Origin of the sequence: Micropruina sp. (assembly GCF_047602085.1) — a bacterium.
In the GTDB taxonomy this organism is placed as follows: domain Bacteria; phylum Actinomycetota; class Actinomycetes; order Propionibacteriales; family Propionibacteriaceae; genus Micropruina.
The window spans coordinates 384,687-409,192 of record NZ_JASGID010000002.1 but is presented as its reverse complement, the minus strand read 5'-3'; the positions used below and the strand labels follow the sequence as shown (position 1 = coordinate 409,192).

General features: G+C 68.9%; 16 protein-coding genes and 1 pseudogene. 11 read left to right on the top strand and 6 right to left on the bottom strand.

The annotated features are described in order from the left end of the window. Positions 1–14: 14 nt before the first annotated feature. A complete protein-coding gene (locus QM721_RS02665) occupies positions 15–1,028 on the bottom strand; it encodes an ABC transporter substrate-binding protein (RefSeq protein ID WP_415118714.1) in 1,014 nt (337 codons plus the stop codon). Positions 1,029–1,208: 180 nt separating this feature from the next. On the opposite strand from QM721_RS02665, the gene QM721_RS02660 reads away from it, so the two are divergent. The 11 genes and pseudogenes from QM721_RS02660 to QM721_RS02610 all read left to right on the top strand — a co-directional run bounded on the left by QM721_RS02660 (position 1,209) and on the right by QM721_RS02610 (position 17,948). Beyond that, complete coding sequence (locus tag QM721_RS02660) at positions 1,209–3,836, top strand: Ig-like domain repeat protein (protein WP_415118712.1); 2,628 nt, start codon at positions 1,209–1,211, stop codon at positions 3,834–3,836. A gap of 214 nt (positions 3,837–4,050) precedes the next feature. Further along, positions 4,051–7,470, top strand: a complete 3,420-nt coding sequence (locus tag QM721_RS02655) for a hypothetical protein (protein WP_415118710.1) — start codon at positions 4,051–4,053, stop codon at positions 7,468–7,470. 81 nt (positions 7,471–7,551) lie between these two features. Further along, positions 7,552–7,929, top strand: coding sequence for a hypothetical protein (locus tag QM721_RS02650; RefSeq protein WP_415118708.1), 378 nt, complete (start codon positions 7,552–7,554; stop codon positions 7,927–7,929). Between the two features lie 119 nt (positions 7,930–8,048). Continuing rightward, positions 8,049–9,497: pseudogene (glgP, locus tag QM721_RS02645) on the top strand (glycogen/starch/alpha-glucan family phosphorylase); the annotation flags it as partial. A 91-nt stretch (positions 9,498–9,588) separates the two neighbouring features. Further along, on the top strand, positions 9,589–10,617 hold the full coding sequence (locus QM721_RS02640; protein ID WP_415118706.1) for a glycogen/starch/alpha-glucan phosphorylase: 1,029 nt from the start codon (positions 9,589–9,591) through the stop codon (positions 10,615–10,617). A 122-nt stretch (positions 10,618–10,739) separates the two neighbouring features. Beyond that, a complete protein-coding gene (gene ppc / locus QM721_RS02635) occupies positions 10,740–13,499 on the top strand; it encodes a phosphoenolpyruvate carboxylase (protein WP_415118704.1) in 2,760 nt (919 codons plus the stop codon). A 120-nt stretch (positions 13,500–13,619) separates the two neighbouring features. Further along, entirely contained in the window at positions 13,620–14,345 is a 726-nt protein-coding gene (locus QM721_RS02630; RefSeq protein WP_415118702.1) for a FadR/GntR family transcriptional regulator, read from the top strand. 212 nt (positions 14,346–14,557) lie between these two features. Next, on the top strand, positions 14,558–15,064 hold the full coding sequence (gene uraD, locus QM721_RS02625) for a 2-oxo-4-hydroxy-4-carboxy-5-ureidoimidazoline decarboxylase (RefSeq protein ID WP_415118700.1): 507 nt from the start codon (positions 14,558–14,560) through the stop codon (positions 15,062–15,064). Then, the gene (gene uraH, locus QM721_RS02620) at positions 15,061–15,387 is read left to right on the top strand and encodes a hydroxyisourate hydrolase (RefSeq protein ID WP_415118698.1); all 327 of its coding nucleotides are present in this window, start codon (positions 15,061–15,063) and stop codon (positions 15,385–15,387) included. The genes uraD and uraH overlap by 4 nt, the downstream gene beginning before the upstream one ends. 7 nt (positions 15,388–15,394) lie before the next feature. Beyond that, the gene (gene pucL, locus QM721_RS02615) at positions 15,395–16,309 is read left to right on the top strand and encodes a factor-independent urate hydroxylase (protein ID WP_415118696.1); all 915 of its coding nucleotides are present in this window, start codon (positions 15,395–15,397) and stop codon (positions 16,307–16,309) included. A 115-nt stretch (positions 16,310–16,424) separates the two neighbouring features. Continuing rightward, positions 16,425–17,948: a nucleobase:cation symporter-2 family protein gene (locus QM721_RS02610; protein WP_415118694.1), complete on the top strand. Its 1,524-nt coding sequence runs from the start codon at positions 16,425–16,427 to the stop codon at positions 17,946–17,948. Between the two features lie 73 nt (positions 17,949–18,021). On the opposite strand, the gene QM721_RS02605 is transcribed toward QM721_RS02610, so the two are convergent. The 5 genes from QM721_RS02605 to QM721_RS02585 form a co-directional block, all read right to left on the bottom strand. Then, complete coding sequence (locus QM721_RS02605; protein WP_415118692.1) at positions 18,022–19,803, bottom strand: ABC transporter permease subunit; 1,782 nt, start codon at positions 19,801–19,803, stop codon at positions 18,022–18,024. Next, positions 19,800–21,356, bottom strand: coding sequence for an ABC transporter substrate-binding protein (locus QM721_RS02600; RefSeq protein ID WP_415118690.1), 1,557 nt, complete (start codon positions 21,354–21,356; stop codon positions 19,800–19,802). The genes QM721_RS02605 and QM721_RS02600 overlap by 4 nt, the downstream gene beginning before the upstream one ends. Before the next feature lie 9 nt (positions 21,357–21,365). Next, positions 21,366–22,076 carry an ABC transporter ATP-binding protein gene (locus tag QM721_RS02595; RefSeq protein WP_415118688.1) on the bottom strand — a complete coding sequence of 237 codons (711 nt, stop codon included), beginning with the start codon at positions 22,074–22,076 and terminating at the stop codon, positions 21,366–21,368. After that, entirely contained in the window at positions 22,073–22,774 is a 702-nt protein-coding gene (locus QM721_RS02590) for a dipeptide/oligopeptide/nickel ABC transporter ATP-binding protein (RefSeq protein WP_415118686.1), read from the bottom strand. Before QM721_RS02590 ends, QM721_RS02595 begins: the two co-directional genes overlap by 4 nt. A 153-nt stretch (positions 22,775–22,927) precedes the next feature. Further along, complete coding sequence (locus tag QM721_RS02585; RefSeq protein ID WP_415118684.1) at positions 22,928–24,409, bottom strand: phosphatase PAP2 family protein; 1,482 nt, start codon at positions 24,407–24,409, stop codon at positions 22,928–22,930. Positions 24,410–24,506: the final 97 nt, after the last annotated feature.

Below are 24,506 nucleotides of genomic sequence, written 5' to 3'. Positions count from 1 at the left end.
GGTTCTCCTCCTGCTCAGCCCAGTGCTGCGCGGACGTCGTCGATCAGCCGGTTCATCAGCAGTGGGCCTCCGGTGGAGGTCCAGGCCGATCCGTCGACCAGAATGATGTGATCGGCCCGGTAGGCCGCCAGGCTGGTGAAGCCCGGTACCTGCACCGCCGCATCGAGCGCCTGCCGGGCGCCATCCAGGCCCGACGACCCGCCGGCGTTGGGGTTGCCGACGCTCGAGCCGCCCAGGGTGCCGAAGAAGATGTAGTCGGCGTCGATCTGCTGCAGGTTCTCCAGCGACACCGGTTCGGAGTGCCCGCGGCCGAACGTGTCCTGCGCGGCGGGACGCCGCAGCCCAAGGTCGTTCAGGGCCTGCCCGCCCGGCAATTCCTTGAGGATCAACGCGGGGGCAGTGCCCTGCCAGCGGACGATCGAGAATGTCTTGTCCTGTAGGCCGGCCAGGGCGGCGCGGGTGCTGGCCACGTTCTCGGCGTAGCCGGCGAGCACCTGCCCCCCACGCTGCTCAAGACCTAGCGCGGCGGCCGCCACAGTGAAATTGGTTCGCCACTCGCCCCCGGCATAGCCGGTGTACACCACGGGCGCGATCTGCCGCAGCGCCTCGAGCACCGGCGGGTTATTGTTCACGCTGGTGCCGTCGACCAGAATCAGATCGGGTTTCGCCGCCCCGATGGCCTCGAAATTCGGTTGCCCGATGCCGCCCAGAACCGGGATCGAACCGGCCCGGTCTGCCAGATAGTTGGGCACCCCCGACTGGCCGCGTCCGCTGACCGTGCCGATCGGCGTGACGCCCAGCGCCAGCACCGCATCGAGGGTGGGCTCGCTCAACGCCACCACCCGCCGAGGCTCGGCAGGCACCTGCACCTGGGCGCCGGTGACGTCGGTCACGGTGCGGGTTGCGGACGCCGGCGACGCGGGCTGCTGCGCCGCACCCGCGCAGCCCGACAGCAGGCAGAGCACCAGCGCGAGCACGGCTGACAGCAGCGGACGAGTCCATCGGCAAAGAGCCGGAGCGTGACTCATCGTGACAACATCCTGATTCGTGGTCGGCGAGATCCTCTGCTGATAGCAAGGTAAGGCTTGCCTAAAATAACACGCTCTGAGCCGGGCTCGACGCCGTCCCAAAGCCGAAGTCGCCCACTCCCCTTAACAACTGCTGAAGCTTAGCCTTACCTAATCTCAGCCACCCAACAAGGAGAGATGATGTCCATCACCACAAGCCCGCCCGGCTCGGGGCAACGCCACCGGCGGGGCCTCAGGGCGATCGCCACCGTGGCGGTCGTAGCCCTGCTCGGCGGCGGGTTCAGCACCCTCGCCGCCACCGACGCCGCGGCAGCCCCGGTCGCCGAACGCGGCGAAGGCACCCTGACCGTCACCACCGCCGCCGTCGAACCCGGCGGAACCATCACCGTGGTCGGCACCGGCTTCGACCAGCGACCCGCCGAGGGCGGCACGCTGGCGTTCAAGCTCAACGACGGCGCCATCGAGATTCCGGACGGCCAGAGCGCCGGCACCGTGACATCCGGCACGCTCTACGTCAGCGAGGCCGACCTGCTGCCCGACGCCGAGGGCAATTTCGAGTTCGAGTTGACCATTCCCGACCTTGAGCCGAGCGAGAGCACCGAGACCTATTGGGTCCGGGCGCTGGCCGGCCTCGACGGCGGCACCGCCGCATCGAAGTTCGCCTACTTCACGGTCGCCCAGAGCGATACCGAAGAGCCGAGCACCGCCAAGGCGAGCGTCACCAAGGTCACCACAGCGAGCAGCGGATCGGTCAGCCTGACCATCGCCGGCTCCGGCCACACGGCCGGCAGCACCGTCGCCCTCAGCTACGCCGGCAACTCGGTCAACTGGAGCGGAAACGCCGCAACCCTGACCGTCGCCGACGACGGCAGCTTCGGTGGCACCGCAACCCTGGCCGCCGGCACCGCACTGGCCGGCACGCACACGATCACCGTCGACGGTTCCGAAGACCCGGCCATCGAGGCCGAGTTCACCACCGTCGCCGCCATCTCGATCAGCGGCAACCCCAGCCCGGGCGCGTCCGTCACGGCCACGGCGGTCAACCTGCCCGCGGGCGCGTCGGTCACCAAGCTCGGCGCGGGCTCCAACTGGCTGACCGCCTCGGTCGAGGCCAGCGCCAGCGGCGCGGCGACGCTGAGCGGCGTCACGGTGCCCAGCGACGCCACCGTCGGTACCGCGATCGTGCTCACCTATGCCGTCGGCGACGCCACCGTCGACGTGTCCACCGGCAAGGTCGTCACCCCCGACGACACCGCGCTCAACACCGACCGCTTCACCGTCACCTCGGCGGCCCTGCACAACGGCCTCTACCAGACCGCCGAGAACCCGACCACGGGCAAGCTCTTCGCCACCGCGGCGGTGGGCCGTCCCCCGGTCACCGACTCGCGGCTGCTGAAGCTCGACTCCACCACCCTGGCCGTCGAAATCGAGGCGACCCCTGCCGTGGCCGACGAAGCCACCGGCGGCCTGTTCGCCGTCTACGGCGTCGGCCTCGACAACAAGCTCGGCCAGGTCTGGGTGACCAACACCCGGCAGAACACGGTGGCGGTGTATTCCCAGGACGACCTGTCGCTGCTGAAGCAGTTCCCGGCCGGCACCACCGACCACAGCCGCGACGTGATCGTCGACGAGACGACGCACAAGGCGTACGTCTCGTCGTCCTCCAAGACCTACGTCGACGTCTTCGACGCCCAGACGCTGACCTACCTGGAGCGGATCAGCCTGGGCACTGACGACGAGCCGTTCCAGACGGTGATGAGCCTCGACCTCGACCAGGCCACCGGCAAGCTGTACACGGTCAGCCTGGGCAGCCCACAGGCGGCCGTGATCGACACCCGCAACGGCAACGCGGTGCGCTACTACGACCTGGGCGACAACGTCTCGTCGGCCTCGGGCGTGGCCTTCGACGCCGATCGCAATCGGCTCTACGTGGCCTCGCAGTCGACCAACAACCTGGTCGTGCTCGATCTGGGCACCGGTACCGTGATCGCCGATATTCCCACCGGCGCGGGAGCCCTGAACGCCAGCTACGACCCGGTCAACGACCTGGTCTTCGTGGCCAACCGAACCGGCGGCACTTTCACGGTGATCAACCCCGCCACGCTGAAGAAGACCGCGAATCTGCCCGGTGGCACCAACCCCAACCATGTCGAGACCGGCGCCAACGGCGTGACCTTCGGGGTGAACAAGGCGCCGCTGGTCGACGGCGCGGCGACCAACGCGGTGTTCCGCATCACCGCCAATGCCGAACCGATCTCGATCGCCCGCCCGGCGGTCACCGGCAAGCTGGCGGTGGGTGGCACCCTCAAGGCCACCACGGGCGGTTGGCTGAACGCCACCGGCGGCACCGTCAGCTACGAGTGGCTGCGCAACGGTGCCGAGATCGAGGGTGCCGACGAGTCCAGCTACAAGGTCACCACCGCCGACGCCGGTTACGCACTGCAGGTGCGGGTCACGGTGAAGGCGGGCGGCTACACCGCCACGGTCACTTCGCCCGAGGTGAAGATCGCGAAGATCTCGTCGAAGACGAAGGTGTCGTTCAACGCGACCACCAAGAAGAAGGGCAAGGCCGGCACCGCGACGGTGACCGTCACCGCGTCCGGAATCAGCAAGCCGACCGGCATCGTGAAGGTGTACGACGGCAGCAAGGTGATCGGCACCGCCACGATCACGGCCGCGAACAAGGGCGTCGCAACAGTCACCCTGAAGGCGCTGAAGAAGGGCACGCACACCCTCAAGGCGAGCTTCCTCGGCAGCACCCAACTGGCCGCAAGCACCTCGAGCAAGACCAAGCTCAAGGTGAAGTGAGCCAAACGGCTGTGCCCCCGTCCTGATGGGCGGGGGCACAGCCGTTTCTGCGCACTGCCGTCAATCGCTGCGCCGGCTGAGGGCATCTCACCGGACAGCGCGTTCGGGAACGCGCCGCCCAGCGCCGCGGTGTGGCGAGACTCGCGGGCAAACAATCCTGGGAAAGCTCGCCCGACCGGCTGACAGGGTCGGCGCGTTCCCTGAGACTGGAGCCATGACCTCTGAAGTGACCGCTGCCGCCGTCAACCTGCGCCTCGCCCTGATCGGGCTCGACGTGCCCTTGCCGGCCGAAGAGGCGACGAGCGCGCAATTGGTGGCGCCGATTCTGGCCCGGCAGCGTGAGCTCAGCCGGCGACTGTCCGACCGGCTGTGCGCGGCGGATCAGCGCATTCAGGCGTTTCTCGACGACTACCTCGCCGACGTGTACCCCGGCGACCTGGCCGACGCGCGCCCGGCTCTGCCCCGTCGCACCCTGGTGCTCGACGAGCCCGGCCTGGCCCGCGCCGTCTCGCTGCCGGTGAACGGTGACTCGTTCAGCTCTCCGCTGCTGTCGAGCTATCGGCTCGCCAACGGCGTGCTGCACAACCCCGCCAACGACCGGCGCACCACGGCCGGGGTCTTTCACATCGCCGAGGGCGGACTGCCGATTCCCGACGACAAGATCGCGGTGCCCAAGGCGGTGTTCGGACGGCTGCTGTCGCTCGCCTTTCAGCCTCCCGCGGTCGATTTGGTGCTGCCCTACCTGTCGCACACCGATCACCCGGCGGCATGCTTCGTCTCGCTGCTGCAGCGTCCGCTGGTGTCGCCGGCGGTGCCCGGCTACGCCACCGAGCGCCGCATGGAGACCCGCTTCATCGTGCCCGGCGGCCTGGTCGCCAACCTCGACTTCGTCGAGGGCATCTTCGGCAACGGCGGCGACCCGTACCTGCCCGAGAACGACGCGTCCCTCGACCCGGGCACCTGGACCGGCACCACCGGCTGCGTGATCCTGGCGCCGCACCTCACCCGGGTGGCCAAGAAAGATCTCGGCCTGCCCCACGTCGACAGCGCCACCGACCGGCAGCGGCGCGACGGCATGTGCTGGTCGAAGCCCGACGAGCGATACAACGGCGGCCAGGCGTTCAAGGTGTGTGCCCGCGATGCTCGCGGCGTGATCGTCACGGTGATCGCCGACAACTACTTCGGCTACTGCAAGAAAGAGGTGAAGACCCAGATCAGCTACACGGCGAACCTGTTCGGCAACGTCGAGGAGGAACACGCCGGCGGCGCCCTGGTCTTTCCCTCCTACAACATCGGCGGCGGCTACACCGACGAGTCGGCCGGCGACGACTACCGGCTCGAGGACGTGCTGGCCCGCGACCCGCAGCGCTTCGTGCGACAGCCCGAGGGCCATGCCCTCGATCTGGAGCACCCCGAGCACGTGCTGGTGCCCAGCCGTCCGACCTATTCGTTGCGCGCCATGACCGTGTCGTGGAACACGCCCTCGGGTGAACGCTCGATCAGGCTGCGCGCCGACAAGACCTACTTCGGGCCCAACGGCTACCGGGTGCAGTTGGCCCAGTCGCCCTCAGACGCCACGCACTGGGACCTGAAGGCGATCGTGCCCACGGTGACCTCGTGCCACAAGCCGTGCACGGTCTCGGGCGGCGGCAAGTCCGAGATCAGCAAGGCGATCACCGATGCGTTCATCTTCGGCAATGCCTACACCGCCGACTTCGACCACGACATGGACGCTGTCGAAGCCATTCTCGCCCGCGATCACTCCGACCGGTTCGCCGACCCGGCGCTGCGCGGTCGCGACACTCGTCCGATCCTGTCCAACAGCCGTTCGATCGGCAGCGTGATCAAGCTGCTGACGCCCTCCAAGGCAGATTTCACCCCCGAATACAACGAGTGGCTCGACAGCATTCCACCGCACGTCAAAGAGCTGGTGTTCGTGGTGAAGCGGTTCTTCCGACCCGAATGGGGCGGTGACTGGCGCAGCCATTTCACCGTCGGCATCATGAACGGCCGGCAGGGCAATGCGTTGCGGCTCGACGGTGAACGCATCAACGTGAATATGCTGCGGGTCGGCTTCGACGGCGACGGCTCGTGGCGCCTGTTCGGCCTGCGGCACGACTTCAACCCGGCGGTGAAGGTGCAGACTGAAGACGACATCACCGCCTCGATCGTGGGCCCGGCCCACCTGACCGCGGTGCCGTCGGGGCCGATCGGGCTGTCGCGCAAGTACGTCCAGAACTGCGAGAACCTGCTGTTTCAGCGGCCCGACGACGCCATTCACCGTGGCTACGACAAGCAGACCGAACTCGACATGTCGGGCCGCGATAATTTTCTGTCGAATTTCGAGCCGATCACCCGTTTCGACGCTCGTGAAATGCGAGACGACGCCGTCGCGTTCAGCGCCTTCACCGCCCCGATGCAGCAATTGCTGGCCGGTTTCGCCGACGAACCCGACGATGCCAGCCCGCGCTACGTGGTGTCGTCGGCGAACCCCCGGCTGGTCGGCGGCAAGCCGTCGAAGAACCCGCGCTATCTGCAGCGGCGTCCCGACCTGACCAACACCGCCGCCACCGCCGCGGCCGACCTGGCCATGCACCTGCAGGCCAAATTGCCCAGCCACGCGCCGCTGCCGGTGCCGGTCGACGTGGTGGCGGCCGGACGCCGCAACAACCCGCCCGAAGGCACGGTGCCGCCGCTGTGCTCGTTCAACCCGTTGCACTATCTGGAACTGCCGGAACTGTTCATGGAGTACATCAGCTCGATGACCGGCAAGTCGCCGTCCACCACGGGAGCAGGCTCGGAGGGCGCCCTGACCAAGGGACCGTTCAACGCCATGCCGGCGATCATCGACCTGAACGCGGCGCTGCTCAGCTACGTGCTCACCGGCTACGACGGCTGGGTCTCGTGCGCGGGCTACGTGGGCCCGAACGTGCGGGTCGACCACGACATCTCGATGCTCATTCCCGAGGTGTTCTCACGCATGACCGACGCCGAGCGGTCGGCGGCGAACCTGATCGCCGAGGGCTGTCTCGAACGGGTGCCGGACGTGGAGAGCGGCCAACGGCTGGTGCGCGCCAGCCGACTCGGCTACCGGATGACCCAGAAGTTCGCCCGCAAGTACTTCGGCCGCATCTTCTTGCACCCGCACGTGGTGTTCACCCCCGAGATGCTGCGCCCAGAACTGCAGGACTTCGACATCTACGTCGCCAGCATGGACGTCATCGTCGAGACCCATCGCCGGGTGGCCCAGGCCTACTTCGACGACGGCACCATCGAGCTGGCGATTCCGCCGCTGCGGGCGCTGCTCGAGATCATGGCCACCGGCGCGACCGGCGACGGCGGCGATCTGGCTTCGCCGACGGTGCGCTCGCTGTTCGACCGCGACACCGTGCTCGGCTCGGACTGGTACGCGGCCCGGCTCGACTCCAAGCAGCAACTGGCCGCCGCCCGGGCGCAGGCTGTGGTCGACCGCCTCGAGGCCTTCGCCGCCTACCCCGAGAACGTCGAGGCCTGCGCGCGCCTCGACGTGCCCAGCCGGGTGAGAGCCGCTCGGGCTGAGCTCGACCGGTTCAGCAGCGACGCCTACCGCGCCGCCCTGGTCGGCACCCTGGGCCGGCAGCCGCTGGAGGGCTGAGCGCGTCTGCTGCCCAAAGATCGGCTGAGAACGGGGCGTGCCGCGACCGAATGCCGGCCTCGGCCCTCTAGATTTCGCCTTGTGAGCTACCAACTGGCGTTCTGGGCCTACGCCGACGGCCGGCGCAGCAATCGCGTGGCCGACCGGCGCACCTATCTGAAGCTGATCAAGGGTCGCCGGGTCGCAGACGTGGGCCCGATCGATACCGAGCGGGTGCTCGACGAGCTGGCCATCGTGTACGGCACCTGGCGACGCAGCGACACCTATCACTTCAGCCACCCCACCCACGGCTGGTTCGACGTGTGGATCTCCGGCGGCACCTTCGTGGTGCTGACCTTTCACAACGTGAAAGACCTGACGGTGATGGATCCGGCCATTCAGGCCCTGGACGCCCTGGGCGTCCCGCTGTACGACCCGCAGGTCGACCGCCGCTTTCCGTGGGTCGCCCGCGCGCAGTAGGTGCGCCCCCGCCCCGCGGTGCTGCATGCTCTGTTCACCGAGCCGGCCGTCGTCGGTTGAGTCCGGGCAGCGCTGGACGAATGTGCCGACCGTAACAATCGTTGGCTACGGTATTGGGCATGTCTGAGAGCACTGCGCCCGCATCCGTTCCTTCTCCGCCGCACCCGGCCGACGAGACCCCGGCCACCGGCATTCACATGCGGGGCGTCGAGTTCCCCCAGACCCACCCGATCGCATTGGCCCCGGTGACGCCCCCGCCGCACACCGTGGACGGCTTCGTGAAGGAGTTCCTGCACGAGCTGAACACCGACCAGGGTGTCGCCCTGTCGCGTTCGTCGATCAACGACCAGTACACGGCGCTGGCTCACACGGTGCGCAACTACCTCACCGCCCGCTGGCTCGAAACCGGCCGCAAGCAGCGTGACGGCTACCCCAAGAGCGTGGCCTACCTGTCGGCGGAGTACCTGCTCGGACGGCAGTTGGGCAACAACCTGTTGGCCGCCGACCTCAACGACGTGGCCAAGAAGGCGCTCGCCGCGTGTGGCCTCAACCTCGACACGCTGCGCTCCCAAGAGGTGGAGCCCGGTCTCGGCAATGGCGGCCTGGGCCGACTCGCCGCCTGCTTCATCGATTCGCTGGCCACCATGAATGTGCCCTGCGTCGGCTACGGCATTCGCTACGAGTACGGCATCTTTCGGCAGACCTTCGTCAACGGCGAGCAGGTCGAACAACCCGACTCGTGGCTGGCCCTGGGCAACCCGTGGGAGATTCCGCACCCCGAGGCGGGGGTTACGGTCAACTTCGGCGGCCACGTCGAGACCGTCACCGACGAAGCCGGCGTCGAGACCAGCACCTGGGTGCCGGCCTGGAACGTGCACGGCATTCCCTACAACATCATGGTGCCGGGCTACCTCAACGGACGGGTGAACACCCTGCGGCTGTGGAGCGCCCAAGCCACCCAGGCCTTCGACCTGAACATCTTCAACGCCGGCGACTACGCCCAGGCGGTGCGCGCCCAGACCTTCGCCGAGAACATCTCCAAGGTGCTCTACCCCGAAGACTCCACCCCCCAGGGCAAGGAGCTGCGGCTGCAGCAGCAGTACTTCTTCGTCGCCTGCTCGCTGCGTGACTTCATCGACAACCAGGGCGAGGATTTCGACCTGCGCGACCTGCCCGAGCGGGTGATCTTCCAGCTCAACGACACCCATCCGGTGATCGCGGTGCCCGAGCTGATGCGCATTCTGATCGACGAGCGCGGCTTCGAGTGGAGCGAGGCCTGGGCGATCACGTCGAAGTGCTTCGCCTACACCTGCCACACCCTGCTGCCCGAGGCGCTGGAGGTGTGGTCGGTCGACCTGCTCGGACGGCTGCTGCCGCGGCATCTCGAGATCATCTACCGAATCAACACCGAGTTTCTCGAGACGGTGCGCGAGACCTGGCCCGACGACTACCTGCGGCTCGGCCGCATGTCGATCATCGCCGAGTACCCCGAACGCGGGGTGCGCATGGCCTACCTGGCCACGGTCGCCGGCATCAAGGTCAACGGCGTCGCCGCGCTGCACAGCCAATTACTGCGCGACAAGGTGCTCAACGACTTCGCCGAGCTCTGGCCCGACGAAATTCACCAACGTCACCAACGGGGTCACCCCGCGCCGGTTCATGAAGCTGGCCAACCCGCACCTGTCCGACCTGATCACCGACGCGATCGGCACCGGCTGGGTGACCGACCTGGAGCGGCTGCAGGAGTTGCAGCCGTACGCCGAAGACCCCGAGTTCCGCGAGCAGTTCCGCGCCGCCAAGATGGCCAACAAGATTCGGTTGCGCGACCGGCTGCGGGCGCGCGACGGCATCGAGCTGCCCACCGATCACATGCTCGACGTGATGGTGAAGCGGCTGCACGAGTACAAGCGGCAGACGCTCAAGCTGCTGCACATCGTCTCGTTGTACGAGCAGATCACCTCGGGCAAGATCGCCGCCGCCGACGTCACCCCGCGCACCTTCGTGTTCGGCGCCAAGGCCGCCCCCGGGTACCGCATGGCCAAGCAGATCATTCATTTGATCAACAACGTGGGTTCGGTGGTGAACAGCGACCCGGCGGTCGAGGGCCGGCTCAAGGTGTTCTTCCCCGCCAACTACAACGTCACCCTGGCCGAACGGCTGATCCCGGCCGCCGACCTGTCGGAGCAGATCTCGCTGGCCGGCATGGAGGCGTCCGGCACCGGCAACATGAAGTTCGCCCTGAACGGCGCCCTGACCATCGGCACCGACGACGGGGCGAACGTCGAGATCCGCCAACTGGTCGGCGACGACAACTTCTTCCTGTTCGGCATGGACGAGCCCCAGGTCGCCGAGTTGGGCGCTCAGGGCTACCACCCGGGCGAGTACTACGAGTCGAACCCGCTGCTGAAGGCCACCCTCGACCTGATCGCGTCCGGACGGTTCTCCGACGGCGACCACATGACCTTCGAACCGGTGGTGTCGAACCTCGTGCACAACGACCGGTTCATGGCGCTGGCCGACTTCGGCTCCTACATCGAGGCACAAACCCGGGTGGACGCCTACTACGCCGACACCGAGGCCTGGACCCGCTCGGCGATTCTGAACGTGGCGCGCAGCGGCTTCTTCTCCTCCGACCGGTCGATGAAGGACTACATCAAGCGCATCTGGGGCACCAACCCCGTGCTCTGAAGCACGCGAAGCAGGCATGATTTCGATGTGCACCACTCCCTAGTCGGGGGTACTGCCGAGGGCACCTGACAGCGCCCGGACAGTGCCGTCGCCCGGCTTACGACGCACCAGGAGGCTTCCCCGTGACCGATCCCGCAGCCCCGCCCGGGCTTCTCGATGAGGCCGGCGACGCCCAGTTGAGGCGCGACATCCGCCGGTTGGGAGAACTGCTCGGCGAGACGCTGGCGCGCCAGGAGTCGCCCGAACTGGTCGATCAGATCGAAGACATCCGCAGGCTGGCTCGCCAGGCGCTGGCGGGCGAGCCCACGGCGCAGCGGGCGCTGACCAAGCGGCTCAGCACGGCCGACCTGCCTACCGCGGTGAACCTGATCCGGGCCTTCCGCACCTATTTTCACCTGGCCAACATCGCCGAGCAGGTGGCCCGGATCAGAGCCCTGGACGACCGTGCTGAGGGCACCGGCTGGCTTGCCCAGGCCGTCGAGAAGGTGGCCGACGAGCTCGGTGCCCCGGCCCTGACCACCGCGTTGGCGAGGCTGCAGATCCGTCCGGTGTTCACCGCGCACCCCACCGAGGCGAGCCGCCGCACCACGTTGACCCAACTGCGCCAGATCGGCGACGTGCTGCTGTCGGCACCCGCCGCCCTGACCCCCCGCGCCGAGCGGGCCCGCGACCGTCAGCTGACCACGGTGATCGAGACGCTGTGGCAGACCGACGAGTTGCGGGTCGACCAGCCGACGGTCGAGGACGAGGCCCGCAACGTCATGTTCTACGCCGGAACCCTGATGGCCGGCACCGTGCCCCAACTGCTCGACGACCTGGCCGACGAGGCCGCCCAGCAGGGCGCTTTCCTGCCGCTGACCGTCGCACCGCTGGCGCTGGGCAACTGGATCGGCGGCGATCGCGACGGCAACCCCAACGTGACCGCCGACACCACGCTGGCCGTGCTGTACCGGCAGCATCTGGTGGGCATCGGGGTGCTGCTGAACGCCCTTGACGAAGTGATCGCCGAGGTTGCCACGTCGAGCCGGCTGCGCGGGGTCACCCCCGAACTGCAGCAGAGTCTCACCGACGACCTGGCGAACCTGCCCGAACTCGACCCGCACGTGCAGCGCATCCACGTCGAGGAGCCCTACCGGCTGAAGCTGCACTGCGTGCGCCAGAAGCTGATCAACACCCGCCGGCGGCTCACCGACCAACTGCCGCACCGTGACGGGCACGACTATCGCGGCAGCGGCCACCTGCTGGCCGATCTCGAAGTGGTGCGCAGCTCGCTGATCGCGAACCGGGCCGAATTGCTGGCCGACGGACGGCTGACCACCCTGATTCGCACCGTCAGCGCGTTCGGGCTGGGAGTGGCCACCATGGACGTGCGCGAGCACTCCGAGAAGCACCACCACGCGCTGGCCCAGCTCTTCGACCGGTTGGGCGAGCTGGGGCGGCCGTATGCCGAGCTGGCCCCCGGCGAGCGGTTCGAGGTGCTCAGCGCCGAACTCGGCAGGCGCCGTCCGCTGGCCCCGTCGCCGCCCCCGCTGGACGCCGACGGCACGCGCACCTTCGCCACTTTCGAGGCAATTCGCACCGCCCACGAGCGGTTCGGACCGGCGGTGATCGAGAGCTACATCGTGTCGATGACCCGCGGTGCCGACGACCTGCTGGCGGCGGTGTTGCTGGCCCGGCAGGCCCGGCTGGTCGACGTCACCGAGGGGCTGGCGACGATCGGGTTCGTTCCCCTGCTGGAGACCGTCGACGAGCTGCGCACGGCCGGCCAGATCGTCGACCGGCTGCTGAGCGATGGGCACTATCGCGAGATCGTGCGGCTGCGCGGCGACGTCCAAGAAGTCATGCTCGGCTACTCCGACAGCAACAAGGACGCCGGCATCGCCACCAGCCAGTGGGAGATCCACCGCGCCCAGCGGGTGCTGCGCGACGTGGCCGCGAAGCACGGCATTCAACTGCGGCTGTTCCACGGCCGCGGCGGCACCGTCGGACGCGGCGGCGGCCCCACCCACGAGGCGATCCTGGCCCAGCCGTTCGGGTCGCTGCGCGGGCAGATCAAGGTCACCGAGCAGGGCGAGGTGATCAGCGACAAGTACACGCTGCCGGCGCTGGCCCGGGAGAACCTCGAGCTGACCGTCGCCGCCGTGCTCGAGGCCAGCACCCTGCACCTCACCTCGCGGCAGCCGCCGGAGCAACTGGCCGAATGGGACGCCACCATGCAGACCATCTCGGACTCCGCCTTCGTCGCCTACCGCGGCCTGGTCGACGATCCTGACCTGCCGGCCTACTTCTGGCAGTCCACCCCGGTGGACCAGTTGGGCGCGCTGAAACTGGGCTCACGGCCGTCCAAGCGGCCCGACAGCGGGGCCGGTCTGGGCGGGCTGCGGGCGATTCCGTGGGTGTTCGGCTGGACCCAGTCGCGGCAGATCGTGCCGGGCTGGTTCGGAGTCGGCAGCGGCCTGGAGGCCGCGGTGGCCGCGGGACACCGCGACGATCTCACCGAGATGTATGCCCAGTGGCACTATTTCCGCACATTCATCAGCAATGTCGAGATGACCCTGACCAAGACCCGGCTCGACGTGGCCCGGCACTACGTCGAGTCGCTGGTCGACGCCAACCTGCACCACATATTCGACACCATCGCCGACGAGTACCGGCGCACCGTCGACGCGGTGCTGGCGATCACCGGTGAGAGCGAGCTGCTCGAGTCGCAACCACTGCTGCAGCGCACGCTGAGCGTGCGTGACGCCTACCTCGACCCGGTCAGCTATCTGCAGGTGGCGATGTTGGCGCGGCTGCGCGCGGGCGACCGCGACCCACAACTGGAGCGAGCCCTGCTGCTGGCTGTGAACGGCGTGGCGGCAGGTCTGCGCAACACCGGCTAGCCGGCCTGTTGCGGCGTTGCCGTCACCGTGACCTCGGCGCAACCGGCCGGGGTGACACAATGCCGGGGGGACGACGCGCGTCGTCTCGCCGTCGCTCACCGAAAGCTGGACACTCTCGCCATGACACCCGAGTCGGACACTCGTGTCGCAGCCGGGCATCGCGGGGGCCCCACCGTCGCCGACGACATCGTCCGGCACATCGAGCAGCGAATCGCCACCGGCATCTTTGCCCCCGGCGAACGACTACCCGCCGAACGTGCGCTGGCCGCCGAGCTGGCGGTCTCGCGGGCAGCACTACGCGAGGCACTCAGCCGGCTGGAGACGTCCGGACTGGTGGTGCGGCGGCACGGCAGCGGCACCCGGGTCGCTCGCGAGGTGCCTCGCGGGGCGTCGCTCGCCGCTCGCCTGGAACATGCCGGCGAGGACTTCACCCATTCGGCCGAGTTTCGCGAACTGGTCGAGCCTCAGTTGGCCAGGCTGGCCGCGCAGCGAATCACCGCCGGCGAGCTGGCCGAGTTGCGCGACCTGCTGGCGGCCTCGGCTCGTGACGTCGACGCCGATGAGTCGCTGCGGCTCGACGTCGCCTTTCACACCCTGATCGCGCACGCCTCGCGCAACCCGTTGCTGGCCTCGCTCGGCGAACTCACCGCGAACTGGACGGTCGAGGCCCGGGTGTTCTCGCACCTGGCCGGCGACGGACGCCGCATCTCGCATGCGGGCCACCTTCGGATTCTCGCCGGGCTGGAGTCTTCCGACCCCGACGAAGCGATGCGGGCCATGGCCACGCACCTGTACGAGATCCATTCCGTCATCGACGATTATCGAGGCTCCGCCGGCCTTATGTGACGATTTCGTTACGCCCACGTTGCGATTGACTTCCGACCCCTTCGGAAACTCCTGAAATTTTGGAAAACTGCCTGCACAGGCTGCTCCGAACCTCGAAACTATGCAGTCCGTCACGTTACGTGACCGTCACACAGACGATACAGAGCGATCAAATAAGCGCACTAACGTAATCCTCGACTCAAGTGGTCAGACCAACATGAGCGAGGAGTCCGATGACGATCGAGGAGTTCAACGGCCTGGACGGCGAGGCTGCGGCCAGCCTGCTGGCCACCTGTGCGGAGGTGGAGACCTGGGTCGCCAACGTCGCGGCGGCGCGTCCCTTCGCCTCCCGCGAAGCGCTCCTGGCACATGCCGCCGAGACCGCCCAGGGCTGGACTCGCGACGACGTGAACACCGCCCTGGCCAGCCACCCGCGCATCGGCGAGAAGCCGAAGGCGAGCAGCATCGGCGCCGCCAACGCGGCCCATTCGGCCACTGAGCAGGCGGGCATGAGCACCGCCGAAGACGCTGTTCGTGACGCCATTGCCAGCGGCAATGCCGCTTATGAAGAGCGCTTTGGCCGGGTCTTCCTGATTCGCGCGGCGGGACGCTCGCCGGAGCAGATTCTGGCCGCGCTGACCGCTCGGCTGGGCAACGACGACGCCGCTGAAGATGTGGTGGTGGCCGGCGAACTGCGTGAGATCGCGTTGCTCCGGCTGGAGCAGGCGGTGGCCGCATGAGCTTCGTCACCACCCACGTGCTGAACGGCTCCACCGGAGTTCCGGCGGCCGGCGTCCCGGTCACGATGACCGACGCCGACCACGTCGTGGTCGCCCAGGGCGTCACCAACGACGACGGCCGGGTGCCCGACTTCGGGCCCGACGCGCTGCCCAGCGGCATCTACCACGTCACCTTCGGCACCGGCGAATACTTCGCCGCTCACCAGGTGGCCACCTTCTACCCGAGCGTCACCATCACCGTCGCCATCGACCAGACCGCCGCTCATTACCACGTGCCCCTATTGCTTTCACCGTTCGCCTATTCCACCTACAGAGGGAGTTGAAAGTTTCATGTCTGTCACCGTCAGCCTTGGCGCCAACAAATACGGCAAGGCCGAGAACCGGGTTGTTCGCATCACCCGGGACACCGCCCGTCACGAGATCGAGGATCTCAACGTCACCAGCCAGTTGCGCGGCGCCGCACTCGTCGATTCGTACCTGGTCGGTGACAACGCGCTCGTGGTCGCCACCGACACCCAGAAGAACACCGTGTTCGCCTTCGCCAAGGAGCACGGCATCGGCTCGCCGGAGGAGTTCCTGCTGAAGCTGGGCGATCACTTCGTGTCGTCGTTCGACTGGATCGAAGGCGGCCTGTGGCAGGCCGAGCAGTACGCCTGGGAGCGCATTCAGGTCGACGGCGCCGGCCACGATCACTCGTTCGTGCGCAAGGGCCAGGCCACCCGGCTGGCCGCCGTGCAGAAGATCGGCGGCAAGACCCACGTGACGGCCGGTCTCAAAGACCTGACCGTGCTGAAGTCGACCGGCAGCGAGTTCGCCGGCTTCCCGCGGGACAAGTACACCACTCTGGTCGAGACCAACGACCGGATCATGGCCACCTCGGTGACCGGCCGCTGGCGCTACCTGCCCGAAGCCGTCGAGGCCGGCATCGACTACAACGCGGTCTACGAGGGCGTCTCGGCGGTCTTCATGGCCACCTTCGCCACCGTGCACTCGCTGGCCCTGCAGCAGACCCTGTGGGAGATGGGCAAGGCCGCCATCGAGGCCTACCCCGAGATCGCCGAGGTGAAGTTCGCGATGCCGAATAAGCACCACTTCGTCTACGACCTCAGCCCCTTCGGCCTGGAGAACCCCAACGAGGTGTTCTGGGCCGCCGATCGCCCCTACGGCCTGATCGAGGGAACCATCATCCGCGACGGCGTCACCGCCGAACCGGACGCCTGGGTCGATCTCCCGACCTTCGTCTGACCCACCCGCACGACCGGGCGACAGCCCGGCCCCATGAAGCCGGCCGGCGTCGGGGCCTCACCAGCCCCGACGCACTGCCAGACGTAACGATTCCCACCCAGAGAGGCTTCTGGCCATGATCGACACAGACTCCCCCATCAAAGAAGTTGAACTACCCGACCTGCCGGTCGGAAACCGTCCCGAGGACGAAAAGCTCGGCATCGGCCCGACCATCGGCTACGGCGTCCAGCACATTCTGGCCATGTTCGGCGGCGTCATCGCGGTGCCGCTCATCGTCGGCGGCGCCGCCGGTCTCGACACTGCCGAGAAGGCCCTGCTGGTTGCCTGCGGCTTGTTCGTCAGCGGCGTCTCCACGCTGCTGCAGACGCTGGGTGTTCGCTTCTTCGGCGCCCAGCTCCCGCTCGTGCAGGGCACCTCGTTCGCGGCGGTCTCGACGATCCTGGCGATCATCGGCGACCGCGCCGGCGTTGGCCTGCAGTCGGCCTACGGCGCGGTCATCGCGGCGGCCGCGATCGGCCTGATCATCACGCCGTTCTTCGCCCGGATCGTCCGGTTCTTCCCCGCTGTGGTGACCGGCTCGATCATCACCGTGATCGGCCTGTCGCTGATGCCGGTGGCCGCCGGTTGGATCACCGGCAACGCCACCATCACCGTCAACGGCCAGAGCGTTGCCAACCCGAACTTCGCTTCGCTGCAGAGCGTCGGCCTGGCGCTGTTCACCTTCGCCGTGGTGATCGTGCTCAGCAAGATCGAGGTGCTGTCGCGGATGGCGGTGCTGCTCGGTCTCGCCATCGGCACCATCGTCGCCTTGTTCACCGGCCAGACCAGCCTGGCACCGGTGGCGAGTGCGGCTCCGTTCGCCTTGCCGCAGCCGTTCGCGTTCGGCGGGCCGATCTTCGAGATCGGCGCCATCATCTCGATGTTCATCGTGATCTTGGTGATCATGGTCGAGACCACCGCCGACCTGCTGGCGGTCGGCGAGGTCGTCGGCACCAAGGTCGACTCCCGCCGGGTCGGCGACGGCCTGCGCGCCGACATGGCGTCGTCGATGATCGCGCCGATCTTCAACTCGTTCCCGGCCACCGCATTCGCCCAGAACGTCGGCCTGGTCGCCCTGTCGGGCATCAAGAGCCGCTTCGCGGTGGCCGCCGGCGGTGTCCTGTTGATCGTCCTCGGCCTGTCGCCGATGGCAGCGGCACTGTTCAGCATCATCCCGGGCGCGGTGCTCGGCGGCGCCGGCATCGTGCTGTTCGGCACCGTGGCAGCCTCCGGCATTCGCACCCTGTCGAAGGTGAACTACGCCGGCAACAACAACCTGGTGATCGTGGCCGCGTCGGTGGGCTTCGGTCTGATCCCGGTGGTGTCGTCCAGCTTCTGGCACAGCTTCCCGGACTGGTTCGTGACCATCTTCCACTCCGGCATCAGCTCCGCCGCAATCATGTCGGTGATCTTGAACCTGTTCTTCAACGTGTTCATGCCGGACACCCCCGACGAGCCCCTCGATCTGGCTGCTGCACCGGCTCTGCAGGTGCAGGCGGCCGAGGCCGAGGTGCTGGCCAGCGGCGGAACCCTGGGCCCGGACTCCTACGAGCCCGACACCAAGACCGAGGGAACCCGCGCCAAGACACCCTCCGAATAGCAATCGCAGCAAGCCGCTTTGGCGGCGAACCGGCGGGCCGTCCCATTCGGGGCGGCCCGCCGGCGTTGCGGGGTCAGTCCCGGCCGGCAGCCAGCCCGACGGCGATCATCGCCGTCAGCACCAGTGCCGCGGTGGGTGCCAGCACGGCCCACGGAGCGCGCTCCAGGTAGCCGATGCCCTCGCTGACCACCAGGCCCCATTCCGGGGTGGGCTGGCGGGGGCCCAGGCCGAGGAAGCCCAGGGACGCCAGCGCCAGCGCGATGCCCGGCAGCCGCACCATGGCGTGCCGGAGGACCGGCCACCAGACGGCCGGCAGCAGGTGCTGCCACAGCATCCGGGTGCGCCCGACCCCCAGCACCGGCAGCAGCGCCACGTAGGGCTTGGCCCGCTCCTCCTGCAGCAGCGCCGAGGTGTGCGCGGCAAGCGGCGCCCAGCTCACCGCGGCGACCGCGATCGCCGCGCCGAATACCGACGGCCCCCACACCGCGGCCACCAGCAGCCCCGCGATCACCGGCGGCGCGGCGTTGGTCACCTCGATCGGCCCGATCGAAAGCCGTGGCACCATGCCGATCACCAGGCCGATCACCAGGCAGGCCAGGGTGACCGCGACCGCCGTCCCGACCGTGGTGAGCGCACCGTGGGCCACCCGGGCCAGCAGGTCGCGTCCGCTGGCGTCCGCGCCGAACGGCAGCCAGGGCGACCACGAGGGGGGCTGCAGCCGGTGGTAGGCGGAACCGTACGGGTCGCGCGGCAAGCCGAGTGCGACCACGGTCAGCACCAGCGCCGAGCCGGCGATCGGCACCCACTTCACGGCCCGCGACGTCGCCGTCGGCGCCGCTGCGACACCCATCGCGCCGGCCCGCAGCGAACCGCCGAGCAGCAGCCGCCGGGCGATCTCGACCACGATGCCGGCCAGCACCGCGACCAGCACCAGGGCCAGCACACCGGCTTGCAGCGCGGGCAGGTCCTGCGAACTGGCCGCGCCCAGGGTGGCCCGGCCCAGACCGGGGATGGCGAAGACCTCTTCGACGGCGACCGCTCCCCCGGTCAGCCCGACCAGCACCAGACCGACCTGACCGAGCACCGAAGGCAGCGCCCGCCGGACGATACCGCCGGCCACCCGCACCCGGCTCAGGCCGGCCAGGGTCCAGGTGGTCACCCAGCGTTCGGCAGCAGCGTCGGCGACGGCGTCCGAGACCAGCCGTCCGATCAGGCCGCCGGCCGGCAGGCCGAGGGCGAACGCCGGCAGCACGGCATACAGCGGGCCGTTCCAGCCGTACGGCGGGAACCAGCCCAGCCAGACCGCGCCGGCCAGCAGCAGCAGCGCGGCCAGCACGAACTCGGGCAGCGCGGTGAGCATGGCCGCCACCGCACCCGCGTCCCGGCGCGGCACCCCACCGACGCCGGCCAGCAGCGCCGGCAGGCTGATCAGCGAGGCGATCACCACCGCCACGGCCAGCGCGAACAGCATCAGGGTGAGCGAGACGCCGAGCGCCGACAACACGCCGGGCAGCACCGGCGTGCCGGTGATCCACGAGTCACCGGCGTCGCCGCGCAGCAGCCCGCCCAGCCAGTCGGCGAAGATCACCACCGGCCCGCGGTCAAGCCCGAGTTCGCCGCGCACCATGGCCAGGTTCTCCGCAGTGGCCTCCAGGTCGGCGTAGCGGGCCCGCAGAATCGTGTACTCCGCACCGTTGCCCGACAGCCACGGCAGCAGGCCGAGGAACACCACCAGCGCCAGGATTGCGGCCACCCGCGACAGGGCGACCGCCCCCGGCCCCGCCAGCCACGAACCCAGCGCCCGCGACACCGGTGCGGCGGTGCGGGGCCGGGCGCGAGTCGTGACCTCGCTCACGCGTCGAGGGTGGATTTCGCGGTGATCAGCGCCCGCTCGCGCGGATCGCGCTCGACCCCCGTGACGCCGGCCGCCTCACCCTGGATCACCCGTTCGTGCAACATCGGGACGGCCGCGTCGTTGCCGAGGACCAGCGCCTCGACCGTGGCGATGGCAGCCCGGCGCTCCTGGCCGGCCGGCGCCTGAGCGGCCACCTTCAGCGCGGCGTCCACCTCCTTGTCGCAGAACTGGGCGATGTTGAACGAGCCCTCGCAGGCGAAGTCCGAGTACAGGTAGGCGACCGGGTCGCCCGAGTCGAGCACGGTCGCCCGAGACAGGATGAACGCGTCGAAGTCGCCGTCGAGGGCGTCGGCCTCGATGTACTGGTACTCGCGGACGTCCTGGGTCACCTCGAAGCCGACCGCCTCCAATTGCTGTTCGAGCAGGACGGCGACCTCGGGCAGTTCGGCCCGGTCGGTGAAGGTGCCGAGGGTGATCTTCACCTTGTCGATCGTGGCCGGCTGCTTGCGGTGCTCGTCGCGCAGCGCGGTGTAGGCGGCGTCTCGCTCACCGGCCATCCAGGGCAGTGCCGGCCCGAGCAAACCCTCGGCGATGTCGGCGCGGCCCTCGTAGACGTCCTGCACCAGCCGGGCCCGGTCGATCGCGGCACGGGCGGCGGCACGCACCGCCGGGTCGGCGAACGGCCCCTTCTTGGTGTTCAGGTAGAGGGTGTTGGTGCGCGGCATCGGCACCTCATGGATCAAGTTCGCCTCGATGCTGGCGGCCTGCCCGACCGGGACGGCCTCGACCACCTGCGCGGTTCCGGTGCGCAAGGCCGCGGCGCGGGCGGCGCCGTCGGGGACGAAGCTGACGTCGACGCCCGAGGCGAGAGCCTTGTCGCCCCAGTAGCCGTCGAAACGCTGCAGGGTGGCGCCGCTGGTGCCGTTGACGGCGGTCAGTTCGAACGGCCCGGTGCCGGTGCCGACCGGCGACACCGCCTTGCCCTGGTAGGCCTTGGCTGCCAAGATCACCAACTGCGGGCTGGACAGGCGCTGCGGCACCAGCGGGTCGGGTTCGGCGGTGCCGATGGTCACCGTGGTCGCGTCATGACTGATCGTCAGCGTGACGCCGTCCAGGATGCGTGGCTTGGGGCTGGCCTTGGTGGCAGCGGTCAGCGAGGCCGCCACCCGCTCGGGGGTCAGGTCGGTGCCGTCGTGGAATTTCACGCCCTGGCGAATGGTGAACACCCAGGTTTTCGGCGAGGCCTGCTCCCATTGGGTGGCCAGCCCTGGCTGCGCCTCGCCGTTGGCGTCCAGCATGATCAGGGTTTCGGCGGTCGCCCAGCGGGAGAGCTTGAAGGCGTCGTCGCTGAGCGGGGTCAGGCCGGAGCGCGGCGGCTGCAGCATAGCGAGCGCGATCCGCTGGCCGGTGCCTTGGCTGGCCGGTTGCGCGGGCGCCGCGGCGAAGCAGCCGCCCAAGAGACTCAGGCAGGCCAGGCCGGTGGCCCCGGCCAGCAGCCGGGTCAGCGGGCGCCGTCGGTTGCGGTGGGCAACGGCGGTTCTGTGGTCGGTCATGACGTCCTTTCAGTGGGTGGCAAGGGCGGACGGCTCGCTGAGCCGGCCGTCGGCGAGAAGCAGGGTGCGGTCACAGAGCCGGGCGACCGCCTCCGGATCGTGCGAGACGAACAGGACGCCCAACGCGTCGGCGCCCAGGCTGAGCTCGTGCAGCAGGTCGAGCACCTGGTCGCGCAGTTCGTGATCCAGCCCGCTGACCGGTTCGTCGGCGAGCACCACCGCGGGCCGCAACGCCAGGGCGCGGGCGACGGCGACGCGTTGCGCCTGCCCGCCGGACAGCTCGTGCGGACGGCGGGCCCAGAACCGCTCGTCGAGCCCGACCCGCTCCAGTGCCCAGCGGGCCGTCTCGAGGCGCGGTTCGGGTGCCCGCAGCCGAACCAGCCCCACCAGCACATTGCGTTCGGCGCTGAGCCGCGGCACCAGCGAGGCGGCCGGATCCTGCGGGATCAACTGGACCTGCCGCCGGTAATCGCGCAGCGAGCGCAACGACCCGGGACGGACCGGCTCGCCGTCGAAGCGGACCTCCCCGGCATCCGGCGCGGCCAGACCGAGCAGAATCCGCAACAGGGTGGACTTCCCGCAGCCCGAGCGTCCGACCAGGCCCACCCGCTCACCGCTGCGCACCCGCAGGCTGACCCCGTCGAATACCCGATGCCCGGACGGCGACCCGGGCCGAGGCGGAAAGGCGAAGGACAGATCATCGGCCAGCAGCTCACTCATACGTCGGCCTCCACGGCCTCGTCGACCAACCGGCCCTGGGCCATCCGGATCGCCCGATCGGTGCGGGTCGCGGCCACCCGGCGGTCGTGGGTGATCAGCATCAGCGCGGTGCCGTGCCGCTGCCGAACCCGTTCGATGGCGTCCAGCACCTGCTCCTGGGTGTCCACGTCGAGGGCGGTGGTGGGTTCGTCGGCGATCAGCAGACGGGGCCGGCCGGCCAGTGCGATCGCGAGGCAGACCCGCTGGCGCTGCCCTCCGGAGAGTTCGGCCGGGTAGCGCCGCAGCAGCGTCTCGGGGTCGTCGAAGCCAACGTCCTGCAGCAGCCCGGTGGCCACCGTGGTGGCCACCGCGGCGCGGGTGCCGTGGGCGCGCAGCACCAAGTCGAGTTGATCGCCGATCCGCACCAGTGGGTTGAGCGCCGTGCTCGGATCCTGGTGCACGGCGGCGACGCCCACGCGTGAGCGGGGCAACCGCCCCGGCCGGACGTCGCAGCCGCACACCCTGATCGAACCGCAGGCATTCAGGGTCACCGGGAGCGTGCCCAGCACCGCGGCCGCCGTCAGCGACTTGCCCGACCCGGACGCCCCGACCAGAGCCACCCGTTCGGCCTCGTGGAGCGTGAACGAAATGTCATCGACCAGCCGCGCTCCGGCCGAGGTGTGCACACTCAGGCCGCGGACGTGTACGGCGTGCCCCATGAGTACCCCCTTCAACGCCAGGAATCCTAATGACACTCATTCTTATTCTCAAATTGCGTCGGGTTCGCCTCCTGGTCGAGACCCCTTTGGCGTGCAGACGCACAGGGGCCCGGCGTCCCCTCGAACGCCGGGCCCCTCTCACTCAGCCAGGATTCACTTCCTGCGCGGCTTCACCGTCGCCTTGCCACCGACCTTCAGCACCCTGACGCTGCCGTCGGCTCGCACCTGAACGGTCGCCGACATGGCCGCGGCCAGGTTGAGCCGCTGCCACGAGCCGGGGGCGGTGCCGATCCGGCTGCTGATCGTGGTGTCCAGCGGGTGCCCGGAGGCGATCTCGGTCTGGGCCAGCACCGACCGGCGCTGCTTATTGGTCAGCGTCGGGAACGTGGTTCGCAGCAGCGCCTCGGCACCCTTCGGCACCGACGGCGACAGCCGGGTCGACGACACCGGGTCGAAACCGTAGGAGAGCCGCTCGGTGTACACCTTCAGCGCCGAGGCACGGTCGGTCACTTTCTGCGCGGTGCCGCCGGGGATCTTCGCGCCGCCGTAGGGGTTGTTCGCATACGGGGTGTCCTTGGCAATGCAGGTGGCGAGGCTGGCACCGCAGGCCGACTCGAGGTAGCTGACCAATTCGTTACGGGCGGGCGCCAGCACCTCTTTGCGGAACCTCGCATCAGACCAGCGGGTCGCCAAGGCCACCTGACCCGAGATCCGGCCTCCGACGATGTCGAGTGCATAGTGCACGCCGAGCACGATCCGGTTGTTGCCCGCCTCCGAGGCGCGGGCCAGAATCTGCGGAGCCAGCTCGGGCAGCAGCGTCGCCAAGGTGATGCCGGCCTGGTAGGCCGTCGCGGTGTGCCCGCTCGGGTACGAACCGCCGGTGCACAGCCCGGCCTCGCCGTAGATCGGGTCGAGGGTGACGTCGGTGGTGGCGAACTCGTGCGTTGTGTCGACGGTGGCAGGCACCCGGGTGATCGTCAGGTTGCCGGTGGCATCGGCCCACTTCTTGCCCTTGCGAATCGCTGCCAGTGACGAGCCGTTCACCTTGCTCGGGGCACAGGCGTCGGTGTCGCCCTCCACCTTCGACGCCGTCGGGTCGACGTTGAGGAACGGACGCGGGTAGCTGAAGGCGGCCTTCGCGCTGGAGGTGCTGATGTAAGCGCCGGTGGTGCCGGTCGAGCTGTTGATCAGCGCGCTGACCTTGGGCAGGGCCCCGTCGATCCGGCCCTTCACGTACAGCGCGCCGAGGCTTCGGCCCAGACCGTCCGCAATCGAGACCGACTGGTCGTAGCCGCTGCCGTCCGAGCTCAGGTAGGCGGCGTTCTGCAGCGCCCGGAACTGCTGGCTCTTGGTGGCGTGCTGGTTGATCCAACTGGTCACCCGGTCGTTCCACTGCAATGTCGGGCCGTCCTTGACGGTGCCGTGCAGGTTGTTCACGCCTGAGGTCTGCCACAGCGAACTGTAGTTACTCAGCGCGGGAACCAGGTCGGGTCGGGTGTCGCTGTCAAACGGGTCGGACGCCTGAGCGGGCGTGGCACCGATCGGAGCGAGCAGTGCGACCGACGCACCCACGACGATGGTCGCGGTGAGGAGTCGTCGCGATCGCGGGTTCCGGGGGGAGGTGATGAGGGCCATGAAGCGCCTTCCTGGTCGAGAATGGCGGGCGTATCCGCTCACCGCACAGCAAGCTAAGCGCGTCAGGTTGCCATCGTCGATCCCTTGGTCGATCACT